This window comes from Alicyclobacillus dauci, assembly GCF_026651605.1.
Taxonomy (GTDB): Bacteria; Bacillota; Bacilli; order Alicyclobacillales; family Alicyclobacillaceae; genus Alicyclobacillus; species Alicyclobacillus dauci.
The window spans coordinates 3,863,892-3,889,497 of the sequence record NZ_CP104064.1; the positions used below are offsets into that span (position 1 = coordinate 3,863,892).

The 25,606-nt window shown below is 54.6% G+C and carries 20 protein-coding genes, 1 other RNA gene and 1 pseudogene; 8 read left to right on the top strand and 14 right to left on the bottom strand.

Translation table 11 applies throughout. The features are described 5' to 3' along the window. Positions 1–89: 89 nt before the first annotated feature. Complete coding sequence (locus NZD86_RS19435; protein ID WP_268043711.1) at positions 90–1,250, bottom strand: MFS transporter; 1,161 nt, start codon at positions 1,248–1,250, stop codon at positions 90–92. Between the two features lie 295 nt (positions 1,251–1,545). Here NZD86_RS19435 and NZD86_RS19440 point away from each other — a divergent pair, with 295 nt between their 5' ends. Both NZD86_RS19440 and NZD86_RS19445 read left to right on the top strand, forming a co-directional pair. Further along, complete coding sequence (locus NZD86_RS19440; RefSeq protein ID WP_268043712.1) at positions 1,546–2,463, top strand: AraC family transcriptional regulator; 918 nt, start codon at positions 1,546–1,548, stop codon at positions 2,461–2,463. A gap of 633 nt (positions 2,464–3,096) precedes the next feature. Beyond that, complete coding sequence (locus tag NZD86_RS19445; RefSeq protein WP_268043713.1) at positions 3,097–3,531, top strand: OsmC family protein; 435 nt, start codon at positions 3,097–3,099, stop codon at positions 3,529–3,531. 224 nt (positions 3,532–3,755) lie between these two features. On the opposite strand, the gene ssrA is transcribed toward NZD86_RS19445, so the two are convergent. The 5 genes from ssrA to eno form a co-directional block, all read right to left on the bottom strand. Then, positions 3,756–4,125: a transfer-messenger RNA gene (ssrA, locus tag NZD86_RS19450) on the bottom strand. A 314-nt stretch (positions 4,126–4,439) separates the two neighbouring features. Beyond that, on the bottom strand, positions 4,440–4,910 hold the full coding sequence (gene smpB / locus NZD86_RS19455; protein WP_268043716.1) for an SsrA-binding protein SmpB: 471 nt from the start codon (positions 4,908–4,910) through the stop codon (positions 4,440–4,442). A 191-nt stretch (positions 4,911–5,101) separates the two neighbouring features. Next, positions 5,102–8,209 (bottom strand): ribonuclease R, encoded by a 3,108-nt coding sequence (rnr, locus tag NZD86_RS19460; protein WP_268046957.1) that lies wholly within the window; start codon positions 8,207–8,209, stop codon positions 5,102–5,104. A gap of 210 nt (positions 8,210–8,419) precedes the next feature. Then, positions 8,420–8,662 carry a preprotein translocase subunit SecG gene (secG, locus tag NZD86_RS19465; protein WP_268043717.1) on the bottom strand — a complete coding sequence of 81 codons (243 nt, stop codon included), beginning with the start codon at positions 8,660–8,662 and terminating at the stop codon, positions 8,420–8,422. Positions 8,663–8,716: 54 nt separating this feature from the next. Next, on the bottom strand, positions 8,717–9,997 hold the full coding sequence (gene eno / locus NZD86_RS19470; RefSeq protein ID WP_268043718.1) for a phosphopyruvate hydratase: 1,281 nt from the start codon (positions 9,995–9,997) through the stop codon (positions 8,717–8,719). A gap of 62 nt (positions 9,998–10,059) precedes the next feature. Between eno and NZD86_RS19475 the strand changes: the two genes are divergently transcribed. Then, the gene (locus tag NZD86_RS19475) at positions 10,060–10,254 is read left to right on the top strand and encodes a hypothetical protein (RefSeq protein ID WP_268043719.1); all 195 of its coding nucleotides are present in this window, start codon (positions 10,060–10,062) and stop codon (positions 10,252–10,254) included. A gap of 544 nt (positions 10,255–10,798) precedes the next feature. Here NZD86_RS19475 and gpmI read toward each other — a convergent pair. Genes gpmI through NZD86_RS19490 form a run of 3 tightly spaced genes read right to left on the bottom strand, consistent with a single transcriptional unit; the run spans position 10,799 to position 14,349 of the window. Continuing rightward, positions 10,799–12,361 carry a 2,3-bisphosphoglycerate-independent phosphoglycerate mutase gene (gene gpmI / locus NZD86_RS19480; RefSeq protein WP_268043720.1) on the bottom strand — a complete coding sequence of 521 codons (1,563 nt, stop codon included), beginning with the start codon at positions 12,359–12,361 and terminating at the stop codon, positions 10,799–10,801. Beyond that, positions 12,358–13,128, bottom strand: a complete 771-nt coding sequence (gene tpiA / locus NZD86_RS19485; protein WP_268043721.1) for a triose-phosphate isomerase — start codon at positions 13,126–13,128, stop codon at positions 12,358–12,360. Before tpiA ends, gpmI begins: the two co-directional genes overlap by 4 nt. Before the next feature lie 33 nt (positions 13,129–13,161). Continuing rightward, the gene (locus NZD86_RS19490; protein ID WP_268043722.1) at positions 13,162–14,349 is read right to left on the bottom strand and encodes a phosphoglycerate kinase; all 1,188 of its coding nucleotides are present in this window, start codon (positions 14,347–14,349) and stop codon (positions 13,162–13,164) included. A 168-nt stretch (positions 14,350–14,517) separates the two neighbouring features. Between NZD86_RS19490 and NZD86_RS19495 the strand changes: the two genes are divergently transcribed. From NZD86_RS19495 to NZD86_RS19505, 3 genes are all read left to right on the top strand, one after another. Beyond that, the gene (locus tag NZD86_RS19495) at positions 14,518–15,375 is read left to right on the top strand and encodes a pyrroline-5-carboxylate reductase dimerization domain-containing protein (RefSeq protein WP_268043723.1); all 858 of its coding nucleotides are present in this window, start codon (positions 14,518–14,520) and stop codon (positions 15,373–15,375) included. Positions 15,376–15,661: 286 nt separating this feature from the next. Beyond that, positions 15,662–16,939 carry an ATP-binding protein gene (locus NZD86_RS19500; RefSeq protein WP_268043724.1) on the top strand — a complete coding sequence of 426 codons (1,278 nt, stop codon included), beginning with the start codon at positions 15,662–15,664 and terminating at the stop codon, positions 16,937–16,939. Next, the gene (locus NZD86_RS19505; protein ID WP_268043725.1) at positions 16,936–17,157 is read left to right on the top strand and encodes a hypothetical protein; all 222 of its coding nucleotides are present in this window, start codon (positions 16,936–16,938) and stop codon (positions 17,155–17,157) included. Before NZD86_RS19500 ends, NZD86_RS19505 begins: the two co-directional genes overlap by 4 nt. On the opposite strand, the gene NZD86_RS19510 is transcribed toward NZD86_RS19505, so the two are convergent. The 4 genes and pseudogenes from NZD86_RS19510 to NZD86_RS19525 all read right to left on the bottom strand — a co-directional run. Further along, positions 17,131–17,277: a hypothetical protein gene (locus NZD86_RS19510; protein ID WP_268043726.1), complete on the bottom strand. Its 147-nt coding sequence runs from the start codon at positions 17,275–17,277 to the stop codon at positions 17,131–17,133. The genes NZD86_RS19505 and NZD86_RS19510 overlap by 27 nt on opposite strands. A 528-nt stretch (positions 17,278–17,805) precedes the next feature. Beyond that, entirely contained in the window at positions 17,806–19,644 is a 1,839-nt protein-coding gene (pepF, locus tag NZD86_RS19515) for an oligoendopeptidase F (protein ID WP_268046958.1), read from the bottom strand. Positions 19,645–19,707: 63 nt separating this feature from the next. Continuing rightward, positions 19,708–20,166: a cytidine deaminase gene (gene cdd, locus NZD86_RS19520; protein WP_268046960.1), complete on the bottom strand. Its 459-nt coding sequence runs from the start codon at positions 20,164–20,166 to the stop codon at positions 19,708–19,710. Beyond that, positions 20,164–21,462 (bottom strand): annotated as a pseudogene (locus NZD86_RS19525) (pyrimidine-nucleoside phosphorylase); the annotation flags it as partial. The gene cdd and the pseudogene NZD86_RS19525, both read right to left, overlap by 3 nt. Before the next feature lie 217 nt (positions 21,463–21,679). Here NZD86_RS19525 and NZD86_RS19530 point away from each other — a divergent pair. Together NZD86_RS19530 and NZD86_RS19535 are read left to right on the top strand one after the other, a co-directional pair. Further along, complete coding sequence (locus tag NZD86_RS19530; protein WP_407655187.1) at positions 21,680–23,038, top strand: MATE family efflux transporter; 1,359 nt, start codon at positions 21,680–21,682, stop codon at positions 23,036–23,038. 567 nt (positions 23,039–23,605) lie between these two features. Next, the gene (locus NZD86_RS19535) at positions 23,606–23,905 is read left to right on the top strand and encodes a DUF5316 domain-containing protein (protein ID WP_268043728.1); all 300 of its coding nucleotides are present in this window, start codon (positions 23,606–23,608) and stop codon (positions 23,903–23,905) included. A 108-nt stretch (positions 23,906–24,013) separates the two neighbouring features. Here NZD86_RS19535 and NZD86_RS19540 read toward each other — a convergent pair whose 3' ends face one another. Beyond that, a complete protein-coding gene (locus tag NZD86_RS19540) occupies positions 24,014–25,534 on the bottom strand; it encodes a fumarate hydratase (RefSeq protein ID WP_268046962.1) in 1,521 nt (506 codons plus the stop codon). Positions 25,535–25,606 lie beyond the last annotated feature (72 nt).

Genomic DNA, 25,606 nt, shown 5'->3' on the forward strand with positions numbered 1-25,606 from the left:
TCTGTGTGGCAGCAAGCTCTGTTCGATTTGATGGTTTATGTGCTTCCATCCAAGTTCTTAAAACACTTCCCCAGCAGAGCGGTCAACCGTCACCTCTCCGTCGAATGCTTTGGCATCATACGAGCAAGCCCGAAGGAGATCGCAGCTACACATACTGCGATTGCGACCGAAGTAGCCCCTATCCAACTAATTGCTAGTACCGACCCGCCTACGGCGATTCCCCCGATGGCAGCTCCTGCAGCAAATCCGAGCTGCACGAAGGAACTGTTCAGACTAAGCACGATGCCGGAAGCTTCCGGAGCAAGTGAGAGCAAGTTGAAGTTCTGGGTCGGTGCGAACGTCCAAGCAGCGATGGCCCAAAGCATGAGCAACGGGATAGCCACGACGGTCGTTCGGGCGACTAGTGACAGGAGCGCCAGTACCAAGGCGTGTACCACCATGTCACCGACGAGCGTGCGGGCGGTGCCGATACGATCCGACAGAAATCCGCCAAGCTTGGAGCCGATCAGGCTTGCAGTGCCGAGAGCGAAGAGAATGAAGCTTACGTTCCGTTCACCCACCGACATGACGGAGGTTAGGAAGGGCGGGATATACGTATTCATCACCGAATAGCCGATAAATACGAACAATGTCACGCCGAGGGCGAAAGCGATCTTCGGATTCTTCAACAGTGCGAATTGCTCGCCGAGAGGAACAGGCGCCTGCTTAGATGGAATCGCTCTTGCCACGGCGAAGATTCCGAGCAGCGTTAAGAATCCAATCACCCAAAAGATCACCTTCCAATCGTATGCCGCAGCGACCACACGCCCGATGGGAACACCAAATACAAGAGAGGCGCTGAAGCCTAACGAGACGTTGGACATCGCTCGACCCTGCCGCCCCGGAGGTGCCAGATTCGCAGCGGTGGCGTAGGCGGTGACGACGAAGACGCCCGTTCCGACCCCGAGTACGATGTAGGAGACCATCAGGAAGGCAAAGCCCGGAAGGGCGACTAAAATAGAACCAAGTAAGATGATGTCGAGAGCCATCAGCAGTTGCCTGCGCCGGTCTGTCTTTGCCGTCGCCAAGATGACGATAGGTGTGCCAATTGCGTTAGCGAGCGCAAATACCGTTATAAGCTGTCCCGCCGCAGATACCGATACGCCGACAGAAACAGCAACTTTGTCCAAAATACCGACGATGGCGAATTGTGACGTGCCAACCAAGAAGCTAATCAGCGTCAGCAAGTAAATTTTCCAAGTGTTGCTCATTATGTCCTACCCACCCCTAAATCTATAATTGGATACCGGTGATTTGGGTCATTGAAAAGCAGGCAATCGTTTGGATGTCCATGACGATCCAATGATGCCCGTCTGCCTATACGCATGCACAAGCGTGGCAACAAGTAGTGGAACGAGCTCGGCATAGTTATTATGAAACACATCACAAAACGACCGTTATCCCATTCGTCTCAAATGATTGCCTAATCCTCTCACCACCACTTATGCGGTAGCAAGATGTGCATTATAATCAAACCGTCAAAGATGAAGAAACGAGGCGGATCTTATGATTGAACGGATAAATAAACACCAGGATGAGCTCGCTAAACTCATTGAGCGTCACGTACCCGGAGATGGTGTTCACACCACTGCTATACCGTCTTTGTTTTTCATGCGCCATTCAAAAGTGACTGGACCAAGTTACGGAGTTTACAAACCCTGCTTTTGCATTGTGGTTCAAGGGGCAAAGGAAGTGTGCCTGGCACAAGAGCGTTTCAAGTACAGTCCTGCCGATTACCTGGTTGCATCCGTTGACTTGCCGGTCATCGCCCAAGTCACCGAAGCCTCATCCGACGTTCCTTACTTGGGTTTCAAACTCAAATTTACGCCGAGTCAAATCTTAGAGGTTTTAACTGATTCCCAAGTCCGAGCTCTACCGAAAGAAAGTGCGAAGCGAGCCATGTTTGTCAGCCACATGGAATCATCTTTGTTGGATGCGGTCATCCGGTTTGCTCGTCTGTTGGACAATCCGGAGGATATACCGGTACTTGCTCCTCTGTTTACGAAGGAAATTCTCTACAAGGTTCTGCAAGGGCAGCACGGAGTGGCACTCGAGCAAATTGCAATAGAAGGAAGCAGTACCTATCGAATCAGAGACGTGATTGAACACATCATGAATAACTTTGATCGTTCTTTCCGACTTGAGGAGCTTGCGGAAATAGCGAGGATGAGCGTTTCTTCACTTCATAGGCACTTCAAAGAGGTCACCGGAATGAGCCCCATTCAGTTCCAAAAACAACTGAGACTGCAGCAAGCCCGTCGCCTGTTATTATCCGAGTCAACGGATGCGGCTGATGTCGCATTCCGGGTTGGCTATGAGAGTCCATCGCAATTCAGCCGTGAATATTCCCGCATGTTTGGCCTTCCACCAATAGAAGACGTAAGGCGCTTGAGGGCACAAAATGACCAAACAATAAACGCATGAATTCCTTGCTCAACAAAGAACCCAAACGGCAGTAAATTACGTGTTATCACTTGCGGTCAACATGAAGGACCATAGCAAGGCTCTCATCCCAGCCGGCAGCCTTAAAGTCCCGAATGTATACTGCTGCTGTTTTATGCACTATTACGGCCAGTGCTGTGATTGGAAACCTTCTGTCGCAAAACTGGAGGGAGTGACCGTAAGCGCAGACTTATTCCCCTCGCAAAACAGAATATGGACCAGAATCCTGGCCCATATCACATCTTGCTATGAACTTGCAAGTCGTTGGTGGAGGCGAGGCTCCTCGGTCCGAAATCCTCAGGATGACTCTTGAGGTGTGACGCACCCGTCCGGGGTCAACAACCAGAACGAGTTGTCTCCGACAGCTTGATGTAGACCGTATCTCCTCCTTCCCCCAAGCAGGTACACCAGTGTACTGCCTTTTCGCTGACGATGGTCTTCCTGTCGAATCAACCGTTTATCAGTAGTCGCTATGTTACGCCTGACTCAATCTAAGTGCTGACACCTCAAATGCAGCGTTAGCGACATAGTTTACAATAAATTCCCATCGAATAAGAACCATACATGACGAGCATAATCAGGCACGTAATTTATTTTCCTGAAGGAGTGTTATAGATGCCTGACATGAAAGTAAATGTGAATGCTGTCTGGGATGGTGGAGTAAAGGGGAATGGAACACTTAAAACAGATTTCATTGACACAAAAATTGCGATACCTGCACCCTTAGGGGGAAGCGGGCATGGAGCACATCCAAAAGAGGTACTTGTTTCGTCTGTGACAACTTGTTATACAGCAACTCTTGTGTTCATGCTCGAAAGCAAAAAACTGCCTGTAGCGGAGCTTACGGTGCATTCTGAGGCAAACATATCTGATGATGAGTTTAAGATTACACATCATCCTCATATTGTTTTATCTTCTGGTGCAACACCAGAACAGATAGAATCAGCACAGAGAGCGACGGAAGCTGCAGATAAGGGGTGCGAAGTGGGGAATATGCTGAAAAAAGCAGATGTTAAAATTGAAGTTCAAGGAAAAGTTTCTTGCAAGTAAACATTCACTTAGCATACGCCCATCAAACCGTAAAAGGACCGAAGTCCTACTTGTTTCCGCTTCCCAGTCACGGCGTGAGTCGATGTTGCAGTCCTTTTATCTGTAACCTTCCCTGCCGAACAATCCATGCCCATGTTATACTATGGCCCACCAAACCTTCGTAAAGAATAATATGGACCAGAATCCTGGTCCATATCACATCTTGCTATGCAATTGCAAGTCGATGGTGGAGGCGACGGGAATCGAACCCGCGTCCGAAGATCTCGCTACATGCACATCTACGGGCGTAGACCGTCTACTAAAGTCCCTGCTGCCCGCGGGCGATCACGCTGACAAACAGGCAAGTTCGCTTAAGTTTCGCCGGTGGTCCACGAACAAGACCATCAACTAGCCTGCTAAGTTGACGTTACAGGGTGTGCACAGGCGACACACGATGTAACGGCCTCGTTACTTACGCAGCGAGGGCGAGGTTGCTCTTTGAGGTAAAGCTGTTAGCTTTGCCAGTTAAAGAAAGGTCCGCGTGATTAACGTGTGCGCAGCCCCACGGCCCGCCGTACATGCTCGAACAATCCCCGTCGAATCCAAAACGCCCCCGCGTTTTGGGTCCAAGCGTTGGTAGTTCGCATGGACGATCGTACAAATGTCTTGCGAGCAACCTCTCGTTGTATATAGTGTTATCATGGTTCACTAACTCATGTCGATCACGCCGCCACGCAACTCCTCGTCGTTACAGCCCGTGTCGACATCTATTATGTTAACACGCAAACGCGTCATCAACAACACCATCTTCATGGTGCAACTGGACAACGATTTACAGTTAAACCTCAAATTTGGAGGAACGGCCAGTCATTCAATGATATCCAACGGCTTTCTGGAATTCGACCGACTGTGAGCGGAGAACGGCTAACTCATCCGCGATTCCTATCACGCAATGCACGCTCAATCTCACGCGCCGCATCACGCTTCTTCATCGACTCACGCTTGTCGTGAAGCTTCTTACCTTTGGCCAGTCCAAGTTCCACTTTCGCGAACCCGTTCTTCAGGTACACTTTCGTTGGAACGAGCGTGTAGCCCTGTTCGCGGACGGCGCCAAACAGATAGTTGATTTGTTTTTTGTGGAGTAGGCATTTGCGGGATCGGAGCGGATCGTGATTGAACCGATTCCCTTGTTCGTATGGCGCCACATGCATGTTGTGCAGCCACACCTCGCCCTGTTCCACCCGTGCATACGCATCACGAAGACTCACAGAGCCTTTACGCATCGACTTGATTTCCGTACCGCTGAGTACCAGGCCGGCCTCAAACGATTCCTCGATAAAGAAATCGTGGAACGCTTTTCGGTTTTGCGCGAGAATCTTACCCTCTCCCGACTTTGGCACGGTCACTTCACTCCAACATTCAACCAGGGATTTGCCAGATGCGTAGCTTCTATCTTACCACGAACAGAGGCATCGAACAAGGCCACACCTGTCGATCGCCTCGGCCCGATATCCCTGTGACGAGCCACGAGTCGGTGTGCAAGCCAGGGACCACAGTCCTGCCTATTGCCGCTTCCCCAGCCCGTAACTCGTCAGCGACCCTTGCGCCTACTCCCGGCGCCACCGCGACCGCCTGCTTTCCGTGCCGCGGCTTTCGCACCGAATTTCACGCCGCCTTTGTGTCGCTTGCGAGGCTTGCCACCGTCGCCTGACGTAAAGTTTCCGCCGAAGCCGTCTCGCTTGTCACGACCACCTTCACGACCACCTTCACGACCGCCTTCACGACGTCCAAACTCACGGCGACCGCCACCCCGGCGGGCATCGTCGCGTCGACCGTCCTCACGTGGTCCGCCGCTCCCATAGGCACCCTCACTTCGGCGATGACCATTGCTGCCAAACTGCTCACCGTCATTCGACCAGTCTGATCGGCTCCGGCGCTCACTCCCTTGGTCATCGCGACGACTGCCGCGCACAGAATCGCCTGTACGGTAGCGCCCGGTATCATCACGCCCACGGCCGCCATATTCGCCCGTACGCGCGCGGCCCCTGTCACGGTCCCCGCCGCGACCGCCAGCTCTGCCAGTACCGGTTCGCCTGCTGTCATCACGGCTCGGCCATGTGCGATAGCCACCAGTCGTCCTGCGTGAATCACGCTCCCGAGAAGGCCTGTGTTCCCCGGTACCATCACGATCACGATTGCGGCCCGAAGCCCCATCACGCCCACGGCTGCCGCGCTCACGACCGCCTTCACGGGCTGCCCGTTCCGCTTGCGCTTGTTCACGCAGCTCGCGCGGGTCTGGGAATTCCTCGTCCCACTCATCGTACGGCATGTCCACGGGCAACTCCGCACTGCGCGCTCGGCCGTCGCGGCTATATCCGCCTTCGATGGTGCGGCCGGCTGTGCGATCCCGGCGGGATCGTCCATCGTGGCCGCCACTGTGAGCCTTACCTTTCGGCGGAGCACTGGAGAGAGACTCGCGTCGCTCTTCGCTGCGGCGGCGCTCTTTAGGTGATAGGTCCTCGTCGTAGACAATGGCTTCGGAACCATGGCCGCCGACATATGTCCCCTCACGATAGTGCTCGACGAGGGCGAAGTCGATTTGTAAGTCTTCTTTGCTGGCGCGCATGACTTCGATGCGGACGGGATCGCCCATACGGAAGACGCGGCGATTGCGTTCGCCGATGAGCGCCATTTGCTTGTCGTTGAAGACATAATAATCGTCATTCAAGGCGCTGATGTGGATGAGACCCTCCACACCGTTGTCCAGTTGGATGAAGATGCCGAACTGTGTAACGCTGGAGATGATGCCGTCGAATTCTTCGCCGATGTGGGCTTGCATGTACTCGACCATCTTCAGTTGATCGACTTCGCGTTCCGCGTCTTGGGCTAAGCGTTCACGTTCGCTGGACTGACGGCTGGCTTCCTCGACGAAGTCGCGGAGTTTCGCCTCACGCTCGGGGGACAGCGGCCCGGACAACACCTCACGCATGATGCGGTGAATGGTCAAGTCAGGGTAACGCCTGATGGGCGACGTGAAGTGTGTATAGTACTCGGCGGCCAAGCCGAAGTGACCGGTGGATTCCGGCTTGTACTTCGCCTGCTGCATTGACCGGAGCATGACGGTTGAGATCATGCGGGCTTCGCGTGTTCCCTCCACTGCACTAAGCACTTCCTGAAGGGCACGCGGATGGATTTTGCTGCCGCCGACGCCTTTCAGGTGGTGCCCGAAGTTGTGGAGAAAAGCGTTGAGATCGATCATTTTGTCGGAGTCCGGCTCGTCGTGCACGCGATAGACGAATGGGACGCCCAGCCAGTAGAAGTGCTCGGCGACAGTTTCGTTGGCGGCGAGCATGAACTCCTCGATGATCCGTTCTGCGATGGAGCGCTGGCGAGGGATGATGTCGACGGGTTCGCCGAGATCGTTGACCTGGACGTATATCTCATCGAAGTCAAAGTCGACTGCACCGCGGCGCATGCGTTTGGCTCGAAGAATGAGCGCAAGTTCTTCCATCCGCTGGAACATGGGCACGAGTGCCTCGTAACGGGCCATTACTTCTTCGTCTTTGTCGGCCACAATTTTCCGGACGTTGTTGTAGGTCATGCGCTCCGTCGTTTTGATGACGCTGGGAAAAACGTCGTGATTGACTACGTTGCCTTCGCTGTCGATCTCCATCTCGCAGGACAGCGTCAGCCTGTCCACCTGCGGGTTGAGGGAGCAAATGTTGTTCGACAGGCGCGGTGGGAGCATGGGAATGACGCGATCGACCAGGTAGACGCTCGTCCCGCGACGAAACGCCTCTTGGTCCAGCACGCCACCTTCCTTGACGTAATAGCCCACGTCCGCGATGTGGACGCCAAGGAGATAGTTGCCGTTCTCCAACTGCTTGACGTGAACGGCGTCGTCCAAGTCCTTCGCACTTTCGCTGTCGATGGTCACGATGACTTCGTCGCGAAGATCGCGGCGCTTCTCCATTTCATCCGGATCGATCTCGATAGAAATCGCCTCAGCCGCCTGCAATACCTTTTCCGGGAAGCTTTCCGGCAGGCCGTACTTGCGAATGACAGACAGGATGTCGACGCCTGGTTCGTCCGGATGGCCGAGGACTTCCACAATCTTTCCCACGGGGCCGTGGGTGGCAGATGGGAACGAGGTGAGCTCTACTACAACAATGTATCCGTCGTGGGCGCCTTCGACGGCTTCCTTGGGGATAAATATGTCTTGTTGGAAGCGTTTATCGATTGGTTGAACAAAGGCGTGGTTGGCATAAATGGTGATTTTACCGACGATGCGCTCGTTTGCCCGTTCAACGACACGCACGATGACTCCCTCACGGTGCGGGCCAGCCTTACCCCCGCTCTCGACGACACGTGCCAGAACTTTGTCACCGCTCATGGCACCGTTCATTTCCGTTGCGGGGATGTAGACGTCTGTCTCTCCCGTCTTCTCGGGGATGACGAAGCCGAAGCCGCGGGCCTTCATTTGCAGCTTCCCGCTGACGAGGTTCATCTGCTCTGGGAGACCGTAACGGTTGTTTTTCGTGCGCACGACGAACCCGCTGTCTTCGAGTTCGTTGAGGAGCTTGACGAGATCGCGAAATTCAGCCGCAGACTCCTGTTCAAAAACCTGGCTCAACTCTTGTGCCGTCAACGGTTTATAAATGTCGCTTTCCATGTATTCCAAGATTTTATCCCGCAACATATTGAGGCTCACCTCTAGCTTCTTATCCACTGTCTTCTTATGCCTGCTTCTTTCGACATGTATGTACGTATTTCTCCCTAGTATGGACAGAAATATTGCGTTCTGGTACATCCGTTCATGGTATATTTTTCAATCCCCAAATGGTAGAAGAAAAGGTGCCGCCGATCTTGGCGACACCTTTTCTTTCCTTCCTTGCCTCATCAAAATCCATCACATCTTGTGATAATGGTAGAGTACAGCAATCGCCATTGAAATCAAGAAGAACAGGATGGCGATAACCACCGTAACCTTTCCGAGGAATGAATCCATTCCCTTTGAACGGCGGTTGGAAATTTGGTTTGAACCTCCGGCAATGACGCCAGATAGACCAGCACTGCGACCGGACTGGAGCAAGATGACCAGGACGAGCAGAGCGCACAAGACGACTAACACGATCTTGGCTGCTAAAACCATCCGCTTGTCACCTCCACTCCACGTATATTTCCAATGGTTAGTCTACCATGAATGTCACTTGTGGACAAACGCAGATTTTCCCGCGAACAGAGCTGCACCACCAAGCTCCTCTTCAATGCGGAGCAATTGGTTGTACTTGGCAACGCGATCCGTCCGGCTCGGCGCCCCCGTCTTGATTTGGCCCGCATTGGTTGCGACCGCGATGTCAGCGATGGTGGTATCCTCGGTTTCACCGGAGCGGTGCGAAATGATGGATGTGTAACTTGCCTTCTTCGCGAGCTCGATGGACGCGAACGTCTCGGTCAGCGATCCGATTTGGTTTACCTTAACGAGAATGGAGTTCGCAACATTCTTCTCGATGCCCTGCTGGAGACGTTCGACGTTGGTGACGAACAAATCATCGCCGACGAGTTGCACTTTATCGCCCAGTGCCTTCGTCAACTTCGCCCAACCTTCCCAATCATCTTCGGAGAGGCCGTCTTCGATGGAGATGATGGGATACTGGCCAATCAGTTTTTCGTAGTAGCTGATGAGCTCATCAGTCGTACGGGTTACGCCCTCGCCCTCAAAGTGGTACTTGCCATCCTTATACAGCTCGGTAGAAGCGACATCCAACGCGATGGAAGCATCCTGCCCAGGCTTATAGCCGGCCTTTTCGATGGCTTCCACGATAATTTGGATAGCTTCTTCGTTCGTCTTCAGGTTCGGCGCGAAGCCGCCTTCGTCACCAACGGTCGTCGCGAGACCTTTGCTGCTGAGCACGCTCTTCAAGTTGTGGAAAATTTCTGCGCCCATGCGAAGCGCTTCACGGAATGTTGACGCACCGTGCGGAACGACCATGAATTCTTGGATATCCACTGTGTTGTCCGCGTGCTTGCCGCCATTCAAGATGTTCATCATCGGCGTTGGCAAGGTGCGTGCGTAGAAACCGCCGAGGTAACGGTACAATGGAAGGCCAAGCTCTTGTGCTGCTGCTTTCGCAACCGCGATAGACACAGCAAGAATTGCGTTCGCACCGAGCTTGCCCTTGTTCGGCGTGCCGTCCAGAGCGATGAGGAGTTGGTCGATGGCTACTTGATCGAGTGCTTCTTCACCAATGAGTTCCGGCGTGATGATTTCGTTGACGTTCTTCACTGCTTCGAGAACGCCTTTTCCAAGGTAACGAGACTTGTCACCGTCGCGAAGCTCAACGGCTTCGTGCGCACCCGTGGATGCACCGGACGGAACGATGGCCCGGCCAAAAGCACCGCTCTCGAGTTCTACTTCTACTTCAACTGTCGGATTGCCGCGGGAATCGAGTACCTCGCGCGCTTGTACGTCAAAAATCTCTGACATGATAGTCACTCCTTGAATTTGGTTTTATTTGAAGAGCACCCTTGGGTGCCCGGGAAACCGTCTTGGCACGGGGACGCCGGGCTGCGTCGGCTGCGTCGGCTGCGTCGGCTGCGTCGGCTGCGTCGGCTGCGTCGGCTGCGTCGGCTGCGTCGGCTGCGTCGGCTGCGTCGGGAGCCGGGAGCCGGGAGCCGGGGCGGGACAAAATAAGCGACCCACAGTCCGTTGTCGTGCAAGTCAGGCCAGGCTTGGCGAATTAAGGGACTAGCATTCCCCTGGACACTTAACGTCTGCCTTTTAAGCTTCAATTCCCCCGTAACAAAGGAAATCTAGTCTCTTGTCCCTGGGGATTACCGGGTCGATGCGGCTGATAGGGTACTTCCGTTCCTCTATTCATCGCGCGGAGGCCGGGCCTGCTGCATCCCCGGGTCAACGAGCCGCCGGTACGCCGGCCTCCCGGAACAAAATAAGCGACCCACAGTCCGTTGTCGTGCGAGTCTGGCCAGGCTTGGCGAATTAAGGGACTAGCATTCCCCTAGACACTTAACGTCCGCCTTTTAAGCTTTAATTCCCCCGTAACAAAGGAAATATAGTCTCTTGTCCCCGCGAACTACCGGGTCGATGCGGCTGATAGGGTACTTCCGTTCCCCTATTCGTCGCGCGGACGCCGGCCAAGGGCCTACTGCATCCCCGGGTCCATGCCCCTATCCGGTGCCGACCACCGACCACCGGGCCACCGGCCTGCCGAACCGCAGGCACAGCGCCGCAGCCTAACCGGACCCTACAGCCTAACCGCGTCCCCCATCACACAATCAATGTCTTGCCGGTCATCTCTGCAGGCTGCTTGACGCCGAGCAAGTCGAGCATCGTCGGTGCGAGGTCAGCGAGCACGCCGTCTTTGCGAAGCTCGAGGCCTTCCTTGGTGATGATGAGTGGCACCGGATTGGTCGTGTGCGTCGTGCACACTTCGTGTGTTTCCGGTACGTACATGACGTCGGCGTTGCCGTGATCGGCTGTGACCAGAGCGACACCACCCACTTCGAACAAGGCCGTCAGCACCGTGTCGAGGCAGGTGTCAACCGCCTCGCAGGCTTTGATGGCCGCCTCGAGGACGCCCGTGTGCCCGACCATGTCGGGGTTGGCGAAGTTGAGGATCATGGTGTCGATCTCGCCGGATCGCAACCGTTTTGCCGCATTTTCCGCAACCTCGTACGCGCTCATCTCCGGCTGCAAGTCGTAGGTCGCGACTTTCGGCGAGCTGATGAGGATGCGCTCCTCGCCGGGGAATTCCTGCTCGCGGCCGCCCGAGAAGAAGAACGTGACGTGCGGGAACTTTTCCGTCTCGGCGATACGCAACTGACGAAGCCCTGCGTTCGACACGACTTCACCGTACGTGTTGGTCGGGCTGTCAGGCGGATAGGCGATCTCGCCGCCCACCGAGTCACTGTATTTCGTCATGGAGACGAAATGCACGTGTGGTGGATTGGTGCCCCTGTCAAAGCCCGCGAAGTCATCGTTTGTGAACGCCTGAGACAACTGGATGGCGCGGTCTGGGCGGAAGTTGAAGAAGATGAGCGAATCGCCGTCCTCGATCTTGCCGACCGGATCACCTTTGTCGTCCACGTGAACAATGGGCAAGACGAATTCGTCCGTGACATCCTTGTCGTAGCTCTCGCGAATGGCCGCAACCAGGTCTGTCGCTGCCTCCCCTTCGCCGTGGACCATGAGGTTGTAGGCCTTGCTCACGCGTTCCCAGCGTTTGTCGCGATCCATCGCATAATAGCGACCGATGACGCTTCCGATGATGCCGGTGCCGAGATCGTCCATGAGCGCCTCGACCTGCTCGACGAATCCGGCCCCCGTTTTCGGCGATGTGTCGCGGCCGTCAAGGAACGCGTGGACGACCACCTTTGGTATGTTCAGCCCGGCGGCCATGCGGAGGAGGGCTAGGAGGTGATCGATGTGGCTGTGAACGCCCCCATCTGAAACCAAGCCGCATAGGTGAAGTGTCTTGTGATTGCGGCTTGCTGCGTTCATGGCCCGCTTCAAAACGTCGTTTTGAAATAAGTCACCTTCGCGAATGGCCTTGTTGATTTTGGTCAAATCTTGATAGAGAACGCGTCCTGCACCAATATTCGAGTGACCGACTTCGGAGTTCCCAAACTGTCCCTCGGGCAAGCCGACGGCTTCACCGCTCGCCTGCAGCTGTGTGTGCGGGTAGGTCGCCCACAACTTGTCGAACGTCGGCGTGTTGGCCAGCGCAACTGCGTTGCCCTCGGTATCCTTGTTGAGACCGAATCCATCCAAAATAATGAGTGCCACCGGTCCCGAACCGCTCGGTCGAGACTTGCGTGTGAAGTCACTCATGCCTGTGCACCTCCAACGGCTTTTGCCATATCGGCAAACGATGTGGCGTCCAAACTAGCACCACCAACGAGTGCCCCATCAATATCTGGTTGCGAAAGGAACGAAGCAATGTTGTTCGGCTTCACGCTTCCGCCATACAGGATGCGTACTTTTTCGGCCGCACTTGCATCGTATTTCTCAGAAATCAATTTGCGGATTTCGCTTGCTACGGATTGTGCGTCTTCCGGTGTCGCTGTTTTGCCAGACCCGATAGCCCAAACAGGCTCATACGCGACGACAGATTCTGCCACTTGTGACGCGCTAAGAGATGCTAGACCCGCGATGACTTGGCCCGCCACAACAGCGTTCGTCTGCCCACTTTCCTTTTCCGTCAGGTTCTCACCGACGCACAAAACAGCCCGCATTCCATGGTCAACAATGGCGCGAACCTTGCGTCCAATGAGGTCATCTGTCTCGCCAAACAGCGTGCGGCGCTCAGAATGTCCAGCTAGGACATATTGTGTCCCGAATTCGACAAGCATAGGCGGCGCGATCTCGCCCGTGAATGCCCCTTCTTTCTCCGGATACACGTTCTGCGCACCGATTTTCACCTGCGACGGCAACATGACGCGCAGCACATGCAGTGTCGTGAACGGTGCACACACAGCATATTCGACGCTGGCTCCTAGAGCGGCGGACTGTTTTGCTAGCGATTCGGCAAATGACCTGGATTCCCCAACCGTCTTATACATCTTCCAGTTACCCATCAAAAGCGGTGTTCTTGCCATCGTAACCCCACCTCGTCTGTAGTTAGATAAGGCCTACTTGTCTTCGAGTGCTGCGACACCTGGCAATGTTTTGCCTTCTAGGAACTCAAGCGAAGCACCGCCACCCGTTGACACGTGCGACATTTTGTCCGCGACACCAGCTTGCTCCACTGCCGCGACGGAATCTCCACCCCCGACAATGGTCGTTGCGTTCACCTTGGCCATGGCGTCGGCAATGGCAAACGTGCCTTTCGCGAACGCTGGCATTTCAAACACGCCCATCGGTCCGTTCCAGAGAACGGTCTTCGCACCGAGAATCTCGGACTCAAAGGTTTGAATTGTCGCTGGTCCGATGTCCAGGGCCATTTCATCCGCTTCTAACTCGCTTGCCTTGCGAACCGCGTGTTCAGCATCGGCTGCAAAGGCCTTGGCTGCGACAACGTCCGTTGGCAGCAAGAGTCTGCTGTTGTGCTGTTTCGCAAGTTGCAAAAGCTTCTCCGCTGTTTCCTTGGCGTCTGCCTCGACGAGCGATTTTGCCATGTCGTAGCCCTGAACGGCCAGAAACGTATTCGCCATGCCGCCGCCGATGAGCAACGCATCGACTTTGGGGAGAAGGTTTTCGATTACGGAAATCTTATCAGATACTTTTGCGCCACCGATGATAGCCACAAACGGACGTGCTGGGTTCGCCAGTGCCTCACCCATGACGCCAACTTCCTTTTGCATGAGAAATCCAGCAACACTGGGCAAGTATTCTGCTACACCCGCAGTCGACGCGTGTGCACGGTGGGCCGTACCAAATGCATCGCCCACAAAGACGTCGCCGAGTTCGGCGAAAGCTTTGGCGAGATCGGGATTGTTTTTCTCCTCACCAGCATAAAAACGAACATTCTCAAGGAGGAGAACGTTTCCGTCCGTCAGATCTGCAACAGCGGCTTTCACCGCGTCACCGATGCAGTCGTCAACAAAAAACACGTGCGTGTCCTTGAGCAAACCTTGTAAATGCTCCGCCACGGGGCGCAATGAGTATTTTTCATTCCGCTCGCCTTTTGGCCGTCCAAGGTGGCTCATCAACACGACACGCGCACCGTGATCCGTTAAATATGTAATAGTCGGTAATGCTGCGCGTATACGAGTGTCGTCTGTTATCTCTCCCGCATCGTTCATGGGAACATTGAAGTCCACTCGCACGAGCGCCCGTTTTCCACGCCATGCGACGTCTTCGATCGTCTTTTTAGCCACTCCTAGTGCCTCCAATCTACTTAAGAGCCATAAACTTAGAGCGGTTGTCCGACTGCAAAACAGTACGAACGTGATCCACCGTTTATTGTACCAGAGTGACACAAGCCGAAAAAACCCATACATGAATACAAACTTTTTTGTCTAGAGACAGGTCGCTGTTGAATAGATATGACAAAAGCAAAGACTTTACGGAGGTGGCGTCCCTTGCAAATCGGAATTATAGGAACGGGCCATATGGGGGGCATGTTGGCGCGTGCCTTTGCCCAAACGGCGACGGACGATATATACATCTATAATCGATCACGCCCGAAAGCAGACGCCGTCGCCGCCAGTTTCCCCAATATTATCGTCTGCGATGACTGGCGCTCCCTCATTGCTCGCGCGAATACAGCGTTCCTGTGCACCAAAGCCGCTGATGGCATCAATTTAGCGACACAAATGGCACCGTATCTCAATTCTGAACACATGCTGGTGACCACCATCAGTACCATTGATTTAGACAGATGGCGTGATCTGACTCCAGCGACGCCAGTCAAACTGATTCCAAGTCTCACTCAAACCGCCAATAAGGGCGTGATGTTACTCTCCTACCCACGTCACATGCCGGTGGAACTTCAACAGCAACTGGAATCCCGACTATCACAGATCGGTAAACCATTTACTATTGACGAGGGGCAAGTTCGGGTCTGCTCTGATCTGGCCAGTTGTGGACCGGCATTCCTCGCCACCATCTGCCGAGCCTGGTCACAGGCGGCAGCGCAAACAGCCAGCGTTGATAGAGCCACGGCTGAGCAGCTTATCAGAGAAATGCTGATCGGTTTGGCCGCACTGTTAGAGTCAGGTATGCAGTTCGAGGACGTGATCGAACAAATCTCTATCCCAGGCGGCGTAACTGAATGCGGAATTCGGAGCATGGAAGACTTGCCCCAGAACCTATTCGCCCGTGTTCACGCTGAGACTGCACGGCATGCGACGCGCGGACACCGTCCTCCAATTGGTGATAGTGTTGTATCTCCACGTCAGTAACGTGATCGGGAAAAGGCGAATCATGACAACCTTTGTCGAACCATGGGAAGTTTCGGAAAATTGGCTTGTCTGAAATTCTGTGTAACCCCATAATAATGTAAAACGGTCTATCATGGTTCGGGTTTCGCCAAATCGTTTGGCCAAAAGGGTTCGTCCCTTGACTAGAGAATAGTTGAGTTAATATTTTACAGCAGAGAACCTAGTCTCAATCAGATCGAAGCCGTTTACGGTGAGTCCCTTTTGGCTTGTGGTGTTCCGACAACCGATTAAAGGTGGCTTTCAAATCTTGAGTATTGCTACCCAGGCATCCAATACGACCCTGTCGACAAGCCAACACAGTCTACTTTTTCCTCAACATGTCGATGACCGTCGTTGCCCGTCAAATATCAAGCAACCTGTGCGAAACTTGAAGGAACGTCTCGATGACTGTTCGGAAATCTGCGGCATCGCACGGAACTTTTTCTCCGACTTCCCTGGGACAAGTCCATTCGCTGCCCTGATTCTGGATACGGATAACGTGATCCTAGAGACGCTTACCCCTCACGGGGGTCTCAGCGGTTCCATCGGTTCCCAAATCCGGCCAGGTTTTATTTTCGAGCCAGCGTACGACCTTGCAGTGGTCCCGTTCTTAGACCAAGCTGACGTCCCAGTTGAAGTCGGCGTTCACGGCTTAAGCAAGGATTGGCACGCTGCGATGATCGGCATGAAGCACCCGACCATTCCGAGTCGCGACGCAAAAATTGTTCTTGTCGCCAAAGAACCCGTATCGGCCTCAACTGTGGTCCAGGTGACGGCGACAAGTGCACACGCGATTGTCCAGCTGTGGCTGACGTCAAATCGCCAGCAAGAGGCACACCGCGAAGCAGAGCATATCAAAGCACTCCGGAAGCTCGAGGAGAAGTTGCAGGAGTTCGAGAAGACTTCTTCCCTCGCATCCTTAAGTGCCGGTATTGCCCACGAAATTCGCAATCCACTCACAACGGCTCGCGGCTTTCTGCAATTGTTTGAGCAGCGTTGTGAGCCGGCGGATCGAGATTTCGTCGAGTTGACTATCCGCGAGCTGGATCGCATCCAACTGTTATTGGAAGACTTCATGGGGATGTCTCGCCCTGATAACGAGTCCCTAACTCAGGTTGATGTGCGAGACTTAACCTCTTCCGTCTACCAATTTCTGCGACCAGAAGCAAGCCTTTGCGGTGTGGAACTGGCCTACGATGTTCCAGCCGATCCCGTTCACGCCGTCCTACAGTCCAGTCGGATCAAACAGGTCCTCATGAACTTGATGCAAAATGCCGTTCACGCATGCGATAAATTCGGCCGTGTCATCCTTCGTCTCGAAGATTACGAGGATCACATTGTCATCACGATTTCTGACAACGGATGCGGAATCGCCGATCTGCATCAGCTATTCCACCCCTTCCACACCACGAAAAAGGCCGGCACAGGGCTCGGCATGTTCGTCAGCAAGCATATCATCGAAGAACACCGAGGTCACATCCAAGTGGACTCCGTGCTGAACGAAGGCACAACGGTCTCCGTTTATTTGCCTCGGTTGAGCGGGTGATTTGGGCGGTTGCGGCGCGCTTGATGCGCGCGGCTAAGCGGCTTGGGGCCGGGACGTACGGGATAGCCGGTGTGAGTGCGCGTGGTGCCGATGGTGGGCCTCACGAGGCCCATGGGGCGCTGTGGGGCGGACTTCGGGTGCCGCTTGAGGCCCGGCACGGCACCCAAGGGACTTTGCGGCACCGAGTGGCTTTACGGCACGGCACCGGAGCCGTCTAGCAGGTCGGGACGATCACTGGCCCACGTGGCACAGGAACAGCGCGTCGGATCGACGGATCGCAGAATGAGTAGGCGCAACATGGCGGGGATTTCGCCTTGTCGAGCCGTTTTCAAGTTCATCAGCTGGCGTGAAGAACACTTATAGCTGCGATAACGCCCCGCCATTCCCTTGTCACCTCAGCTCCTTTTCGCACTCGTCAACAACGGACTAAAATTCCTCAGTTCGTCCTCAATTACCCTTCAGAGCCGCGAATATGGCCAGATAGCGGGCCCACATGCCGTTGTCACCGTCATTTCTATGGGAATGGGCTGAATAAAGCCCTGGCAATCCCTTAATTCCACCCACGTTGAATGACGACTCGAACTTATACGTCCGCGTATCACCGTGTCATCGATCTCGTCATCATCTACCGCCAACTAACTCTCCACCTCCCGACACCCAAGCAGCGCCTATGCGTTCGCAGTCCCCCCGGTCCGGCGCATACCCACGCCCAAAAACAAACAAGCCACCCTCAAGGCACAAGGGTGGCCCACTATATCCAATATACCGGCAGCCCCGCAAGCCCCGCAAGCCCCGCAAGCCCCGCAAGCCCCGCAAGCCCCGCAAGCCCCGCAAGCCCCGCTGCCCGGCCAAAAACTAGCCCCGCCTCAGCTCAACAAACCATCCAGCTCATCTACCATCGAGTCGAACTGTTCTAGCGCCGAACGAACCGGCTGCGGTGATTCCATGTCTACACCTGCGCGACGGAGCAAGTTGATGGAGTAATCGGAGCTGCCGGAGGAGAGAAAGCCCAGGTAGTCTTTCACGGCCGGATCGCCTTCCGTCAAGATTCTGCGTGATAGCGCGAGGGCTGCAGAGATGCCGGTCGCGTACTTGTACACGTAAAACGGTGTGTAGAAGTGTGGAATGCGCATCCACTCCCGCGCGATCTCGTCGTTCACATGACACCCAGCAGCAAAAAACTGTTTGCAGAGGTCATAGTAGGTTTCATCCAGCCATTCCGGAGTGAGCGCCCCGCCTTCTTCGACGTGGGCATGCGCCATCTTCTCGAACTCTGCGAACATCGTTTGGCGGTAGAGCGTGCCGCGAATGGTTTCCAGTTGGTGGTTCAGGAGGTAGGCACGCTTCGCTTTGTCGTCCGTCCGCTTAAGCAGATAGTCAAGGAGCAAAGCTTCGTTGCACGTGGACGCCACTTCGGCGACGAAGATGGTGTACCCGGAATACACATACGGTTGCGTCTTCTTGGAGAAGTAGCTGTGCATTGAGTGGCCCAATTCATGTGCCAAAGTGAATACGTTGTCGAGGGAGTCGTGATAATTGAGAAGCATGTACGGATGCGTTCCGTATGTTCCCCACGAATATGCACCACTGCGCTTGCCTTTGTTCTCATACACGTCTACCCAGCCACTGTTGAGGCCTTTTTCGGCAATGCTACGGTAATCGTCGCCGAGTACTTTGATGGCGGATAAGACTGTTTCCTTCGCCTCGTCGTAAGGCACCTTCCAGTCGATGTCTTGGACCATGGGGGTGTAGAGATCGTACATTTGGAGATCGGGTAGGCCTAAGACGCGCGAGCGAAGGCGCAGGTACTTGTGAAGTGAAGGCAGAAAATCGTGAACCGCTTCGATGAGGTTGTCGTAGACCGAGACCGGGATGTTGTCCGACTCCAGGGACGCCTGTCTGGCGGATTCGAAGTTGCGTACACGCGCGCTGACGACACCGCGTTTGACGTTTGCGCCGTACATGGCGGCAACCGTGTTCCGGTGCTTTTCGTACGTTTGATAGACGGCTTCAAACGCGTTTTTGCGAACAGTCCGATCCTTGCTCTCAAGCAGTTGCGAGAACAACCCGTGGGTGATTTCGACCTCGTCGCCGTCTTCATCTTTGATGGTCGGGAAAACCATGTCCGCGTTGTTGTACATCTGATAGATTTCACTCGGCGCGTTGAGTATTTCACCGAAAGACGCGAGCAGTTGTTCCTCGTTCTCCGACAAAACGTGCTCTTTTTGTCGCGTAATTTCCTGCAGTGAAAACTCGTACAATTGCAGATCCTTGTTTTCCTTTACCATCGCTTCAAGCTTGTCATCGTCGATGGTCAGGATTTCCGGAACCAGGAAGGCCGTCACGGATTCCGTCTTGACGAGCAGGCCAAATGCCTTATCCTGCAACGCCTGTGCACGGCTGTTGCTCGTGTCCTCGTCCAATTTCATCTTGGCGAAGACGTATAACTTGCCGGACACTTTGCCGACCTCGTCATGCAACTTCAAAGCGTTCAGCAAGCTCTCGCTGGACTCACCGATTTTGCCCTGCAATCCAGCAAACTGCTGCAGGAGTTCCTCAAGTTTATCCGCGTCTTTCTGCCAGTCTGACTCGGATGGGTAAATTGCTTCGAGATCCCACTTGTACTTATCGTCGATCTCGTCACGCGTACGCAATCTCTTCCCATCGTTCGTCTCTGCCTTCCACAATGTCGGGATGGAAGGCATGCCCATGCCTAGCTGCGTGATCAACTGTCTCGCCATATGATCTCCTCCTCTGAATATCCTCGCTTATCCCTTCTGCGAAGCCTTGTCCTTCGACTCTGCGTAGGCCATCTGATCGGGTGTAAAGGCCCCCGGCAACAATTCACCCACGGTTGTTCGCTTGATGTCCCCTCGCAAGTTCGCCAGTATGACAGGCGTTTGGGGAGCACAAAACTCAGTCAAAACCTGCCGACACGCCCCACACGGCGACACCGGAACGGGCGCATCCGCGACGACGGCAATTTCGTCCACACGCACGCCTTCTTGCCCCCGTTGCGTGAGCAGTGTGAACATTGCGCTTCGCTCTGCACAGTTGGTCAATCCGTAAGATGCATTTTCAATGTTGGCGCCAGTAATAATGCTGCCGTCACCCGTTTTCAGCGCGGCCCCGACGGCAAAGCCGGAATACGGCACGTACGCCTGTCCCCGTGCGGATTTGGCCGCTTCAATGAGATCGCTGTCCGTGTTATCCTCGCTGCCACGCACGTGGCCGAGAATCAACTTGGGCCGCTCAACGACGCTCGGTTCAATAGAGATGGCCTCGTCCAGTTCCCGTAAGCACGCCTCGGCAGCTTCCTCGGTCGCGGCATGCACTTCGGCGAGCGTGTCGCCCTCCGTGACGTGATCGCCCACCTTGATGGTCAGGACGATGCCGACGGCCGGATTTATAACGTCATTCTTCGTCGCACGCCCCGCCCCGAGGCGCATGGCCGCCTCGCCGAAGCGGAGAGCTGGAAGGGGACCGATGTAACCGTCAGCGGATGCCTTGAGGGACCGGGTGACAGGTGCCTTGGGCAACTTGTCGGGATGGTCCACAACGGTGGGGTCACCGCCCTGAACCGCGACAAACTCGCGAAATTTGCTGAGGGCCGAGCCGTCTTCGAGTGCACGCACCAATTTCGATCTCGCCTCTCCCGCATCGCGAGCCGCTCCCGCGAGCACGGCCATTTCCGTGCCGAGTGCCAAGCAGACTTCGGTGAGATCGTCGGGACCTTTGTTCTGAAGGGTCATGATAGCTTCGTTCACTTCCAGCGCATTGCCAATGGCGTGTCCAAGCGGTTCTTCCATACTGGACAAGACGGCCACTGTATTGCGGCCCGCATGGTTTCCAATATCAACCATCGTCCGGGCGAGTCGCTTTGCATCCGCGAATGTCTTCATGAACGCACCGTCGCCCACTTTCACGTCGAGCACGATGGCATTCGCGCCACTTGCAAGTTTCTTGCTCATGATAGAGCTCGCGATGAGCGGAATGGACTCGACCGTGGCCGTGACGTCGCGAAGGGCGTAGATCCGCTTGTCAGCTGGTGCCAAGTCGCCGGTTTGGCCTGCAACAGCAAGACCGATGTCCTTCACTTGGTTCACGAACTGATCCGTTGTCAGTTCCGTTTTGAACCCGGGAATGGATTCCAATTTATCGATGGTGCCACCCGTATGACCCAATCCACGACCAGACATTTTGGCAACAGGCACACCGATGGCAGCCAACATTGGCCCCAGAACCAGTGTCGTTTTGTCACCGACGCCGCCCGTGCTGTGTTTGTCGACTTTGATGCCGGGGATGGCGGAGAGATCGAGCTGGTCGCCAGAAGAGGCCATGAGCGCTGTAAAGTTCGCCATCTCCTCCGTATTCATGCCGCGCCAGACGACGGCCATTAAAAACGCGCTCATCTGGTAGTCTGGAATGTCTCCCGCGAGATACCCGTCCATGAGCGCTTTCATTTCTGCATTTGACAGCGCAAGTCCGCGCCGCTTTTTATCTATGATGTCAACGGCTCGCATAGTGCGCCTCCTCATTCTATGTAATGTGTTATGATCCAGCAGGTACACCTAGGACCCAGACCGAAATTCCAACCATTTCTTCTGGCACCGTTTATCCAAGATGGTATCATATTGTTTCCAAAAACACGAAGTCCACTCAGCAGGCGTGGCACATGTTATATTTAGACGAATTGATCAGCGACTATCGGTTACTTTACCCACCGGAGTCGCAAACGGAGTGTCTTCATTGAACCAACGGAGAATCACCATTTACAGCTTCATATACCGCGGTCTGTCGGCCGGTCTCACGTTTGTCAACAGCGCGATCGCAGCACGATACCTCCCTGTTGCCCTGCGCGGTGAATATCAAACGAGCGTCACCTACTCGTCAAGTGGACAATCTTTTAGCGGTGGATATTCGAACTACTTTTCATGGTCTCTACCGCGTCGCCCTGAGGACACGATTCGCATCGTGCAGATGGGCAATTTCGTGATGTTCCTCCTGAGTATTTTCGTATGGCTCATTGCGGGCTGCGTTGCTTGGTTCGGGCATCCGTCGCAGATCGTACTCTATGCACTGTTAACTACGCCTCTATCGTTTCTATTTGGGTACGGATCGCGGCTGTTGAACTCGCTCGGCGAAATATCCTGGCTAAACCGGGCCAACATCGCCCAGGCTGTCTCTTTCTTAGTCATCTACTCGGCGTTCGCCATTTCTCACTTGCATGCTTCGGGCAGCACCAAACTCGGCTGGACGTTCAAGATTTGGCTGTTGTCATGGGCTATCTCCGTAGGCATGACCCTGTTTGTCGCCTATCGCAAGCTCGGCGCGCGCGACGCGATCAAATGGAAATGGTCAAACGAAGAGTGGCGCGGACTCCGATCATTTGGCACCTGGTCATCCCTCGCCCTCCTGTCCGGCTATGTAAACTACCGTACGGACTTCTGGATGGTCTCTATCATGACGATGCTCATGACGCACGACAGGATGTACAGCGATTCCATCGTCTCAATTTACGGCATTGCCGTCACTGCGGCAGAAATTCTCAATACACTCACGCAGTCCATTTCGACGATGGTCTTTCACCGCGTGACCGCTGCGAACTCCAACGATGCCGGCGCAATCACGGAAGTCGCAACACGACAAACACTCGTGACATCAACAGGACTGGCCATTGCCCTAGCAGCCGTCGTGCCCGCCCTCATGGTCATTTACAGCTGGAAGAAATACGGCGGTGCCATCGGGCCATTTTACATCCTGTTGCCCGGCCTCATCCTCAAGGCCTCTGCAAACGTGATCAGCCAATACTTCACGAACTCCAAGGGGAAGCCGCGCACACTCCTGTTTGTGAACATGATGGTCATCGCGTTCAACGCTATCCTCTGCTTCTTCCTCATTCCACTGCTCGGGATGTACGGAGCGTCCATCGCATCAAGTGTCGCGTATCTATTCGAAATGTCCGTTTACGTTTACTGGTACAATCGCGTGTCTGAACGCAAAGGACGCGACTTGTGGGTGATTCGTCGATCCGACTTGCAACCTTACATGGACGTCTTGCGCGGCGTTCGCCGTCGCGTCGCGGGCCGGCAGGGGTAGCGGCGCTTGGGGCTCCGGTGAGGGCGTGGTGGGGCTGGGGCTCCTCGAGCGGCTTCGACTACCCAAGTTCTCCCAGCCTCGAGACCCCTCCCTCGCCTTGGACCAAAGCAGTTGAACATAATAGAATCCTGCCGTTCCCTTGCGAGCCAATTTTTCTCCTCGGAAGTGCAAACAGGGGAACGAGATTCCCGCATTAAACACCCCTCGGCCGTCGGACGCTACACTTATGAACGCGCTCGCGATAAGTCCCTGCGATTCCCTTACGTCCCATTATCCTTGGCGTACTCACGGAATAAATGACCGGGATTCCGTAATTGGCACTGACCATGTCTTCACATTCCCGAAATCGGGGAGATAACGGTACCACGTACCGCTGTCGACTCGTCAGTGATTCGATCTAGCCCGTAAGACCCTGGCGTTCCCTAATCTGAGCACCAAGAGAGATGACTCAACTCTAGTTTCCCAATATATGTCCAACTTGTGCCGTCAGTACAATCATACCGCCGCTAAAACTCATGGCAGTTAACCAAGCCCCTGCGAATACAAATGAACCAAGGGGGCGGTAATGTGGCAAAGATTGGTTTCCTCATTGGATTGATAGTCATGGCTATCGTCCTTGTGACTTCATTGTTCACTGGAAACTGGCGTCTGGCGTTAAAGATTTGTTGTGTGTTTGGGGTTTCGTCTTGGTTTGTCTCGGCGATTTTATCGGGCTCGATGAACAGTGGTGATCGGATGCGAGCAAATTTAGCAAGCGAAAACATAGAGGACAGGCAAAGAAGAATACGTCGGGCTTCCACCTTATTTCTCATGGGTCTGCCCACACTGGTGCTTGCCGTCGTGGTATACTTTGCAACACTGACGTAACAGTCCATGTGCCCCAACGCAGGCGCGCGATCATACCAACCGACCGGCGCAAAAAACAGGGTGTCGATCCGCCAACGCGATCGACACCCTGTTATCATATCAAGTTACTTATGCAAACACGGGTTCCTTCAGGTCTTCGAGCTTGACGAGCGAATCGTCAGCCACTTCCTTGTGAAGGCTGTTGCCGTGTGCGTCCATGGTGACGATAGCCGGGAAGCCTTCCACTTGCAGGTGCCACATGGCTTCCGGTACGCCGAACTCGTCGAGGAAGTCGACACCATTGACATTCTTGACGGAGCGGGCGTAGAACTGTGCGGCACCGCCGATTGCGTTGAGATAGACCGCACCGGACTTCTTCAAGCCGTCTGACGTCTTCTGACCCATACCGCCTTTACCGATTACGGCGCGGATGCCGAATTTCTCGATAATGTCCGCTTGGTATGGCTCTTCACGCGAACTGGTCGTTGGACCGGCTGCTTTGACGTGCCATGTGCCGTCGTCATCCTGGAGCATGACGGGACCGCAGTGGTAGATGATGCCGCCGTTCAGATCGATCGGTGCGTCGTGCTTCATGAGGTACTTGTGAATTTCGTCGCGGCCCGTGTGCATCTCGCCCTTGATGAGAACGACGTCCCCAACTTTGAGGGAGCGAATTTGCTCTTCACTGATGGGCGCTTGGAGGACGATAGCGTCATCCGAGGCGAACGCGTCTTGCGGACGATCCATTTTTTCTTCGGAGTCACGATAGAGCCACTGTTTGATTTCACCAGTCTTCGGGTCCAAAATGACGCCCAAGCGGCGATATGCCCAGCAGTTGTAGGCAACCGACACGTAGAAACTCGCGGGGATGCGGTTGCGAACGCCGATTTTGCAACCGAGCAAGGTCACCTTACCGCCGAAGCCCATCGTACCGATATCCAGCTTGTTGGCTGTCTTGAGAATGTAGTCCTCAAGCTCTGCGAGCGTTTCGTTCTCGTTGACGTCGTCGACGGATCGGAACAGTTGTTCCTTCGCCAGTTCATATCCCGTTGTCCGATCACCACCGATACCAACACCGATGAACCCAGCGCTACAGCCCTGGCCCTGCGCTTGATAAACAGCGTGCAGGATGCACTTTCGAATGCCTTCCAAGTCGCGTCCAGCCCGACCGAGTCCTGGCAATTCCGTCGGCAGGGCGTACTGGATATTCTTGTTCTCGCAGCCGCCGCCTTTGAGGATGAGTTTCACTTCAACCTCGTCTTTCTCCCATTGATGAAAGTGCACAACGGGTGTGCCTTCTCCCAAGTTGTCGCCTGTGTTTTTGCCTGTCAGCGGATCGACCGAATTTGGCCTCAGTTTGCCGAGCTTCGTCGCCTCAGCAATAGCCGCTTGAATCTCCCGCTCGAATTGAATTTGGTTGAATCCCACTGGGCAATGGACAATAAATGTCGGCATACCCGTATCTTGACAAATCGGCTGGACATCTTCTTCCGCCGACACGATGTTATCGACAATGGTGTTCAATGCGAGTGCAGCACGCGTCCCAAATTCCTCCTGGAGCTGTGCTTTCTTGATGGCGCGCCGTACGTCCGGCGGCAAATTGGTTGACGTCTCCGTGATCAATTGCAGCAAACTATCTTTCGTTGCCACATGAACTCCCCCTCTCGCAATCACGATTGCGAACAGAATGACCAAGAAATAGTATAACACGATCCGGCGCTG

Bases quoted from the DNA above. Each gene is read 5' to 3' on its own strand.
- NZD86_RS19435 (WP_268043711.1), bottom strand. From the start codon at position 1,250: ATGAGCAACACTTGGAAAATTTACTTGCTGACGCTGATTAGCTTCTTG.
- NZD86_RS19440 (WP_268043712.1), top strand. From the start codon at position 1,546: ATGATTGAACGGATAAATAAACACCAGGATGAGCTCGCTAAACTCATT.
- NZD86_RS19445 (WP_268043713.1), top strand. From the start codon at position 3,097: ATGCCTGACATGAAAGTAAATGTGAATGCTGTCTGGGATGGTGGAGTA.
- rnr (WP_268046957.1), bottom strand. From the start codon at position 8,209: ATGTTGCGGGATAAAATCTTGGAATACATGGAAAGCGACATTTATAAA.
- secG (WP_268043717.1), bottom strand. From the start codon at position 8,662: ATGGTTTTAGCAGCCAAGATCGTGTTAGTCGTCTTGTGCGCTCTGCTC.
- eno (WP_268043718.1), bottom strand. From the start codon at position 9,997: ATGTCAGAGATTTTTGACGTACAAGCGCGCGAGGTACTCGATTCCCGC.
- gpmI (WP_268043720.1), bottom strand. From the start codon at position 12,361: ATGAGTGACTTCACACGCAAGTCTCGACCGAGCGGTTCGGGACCGGTG.
- tpiA (WP_268043721.1), bottom strand. From the start codon at position 13,128: ATGGCAAGAACACCGCTTTTGATGGGTAACTGGAAGATGTATAAGACG.
- NZD86_RS19495 (WP_268043723.1), top strand. From the start codon at position 14,518: ATGACAAAAGCAAAGACTTTACGGAGGTGGCGTCCCTTGCAAATCGGA.
- NZD86_RS19510 (WP_268043726.1), bottom strand. From the start codon at position 17,277: ATGAACTTGAAAACGGCTCGACAAGGCGAAATCCCCGCCATGTTGCGC.
- pepF (WP_268046958.1), bottom strand. From the start codon at position 19,644: ATGCCTTCCATCCCGACATTGTGGAAGGCAGAGACGAACGATGGGAAG.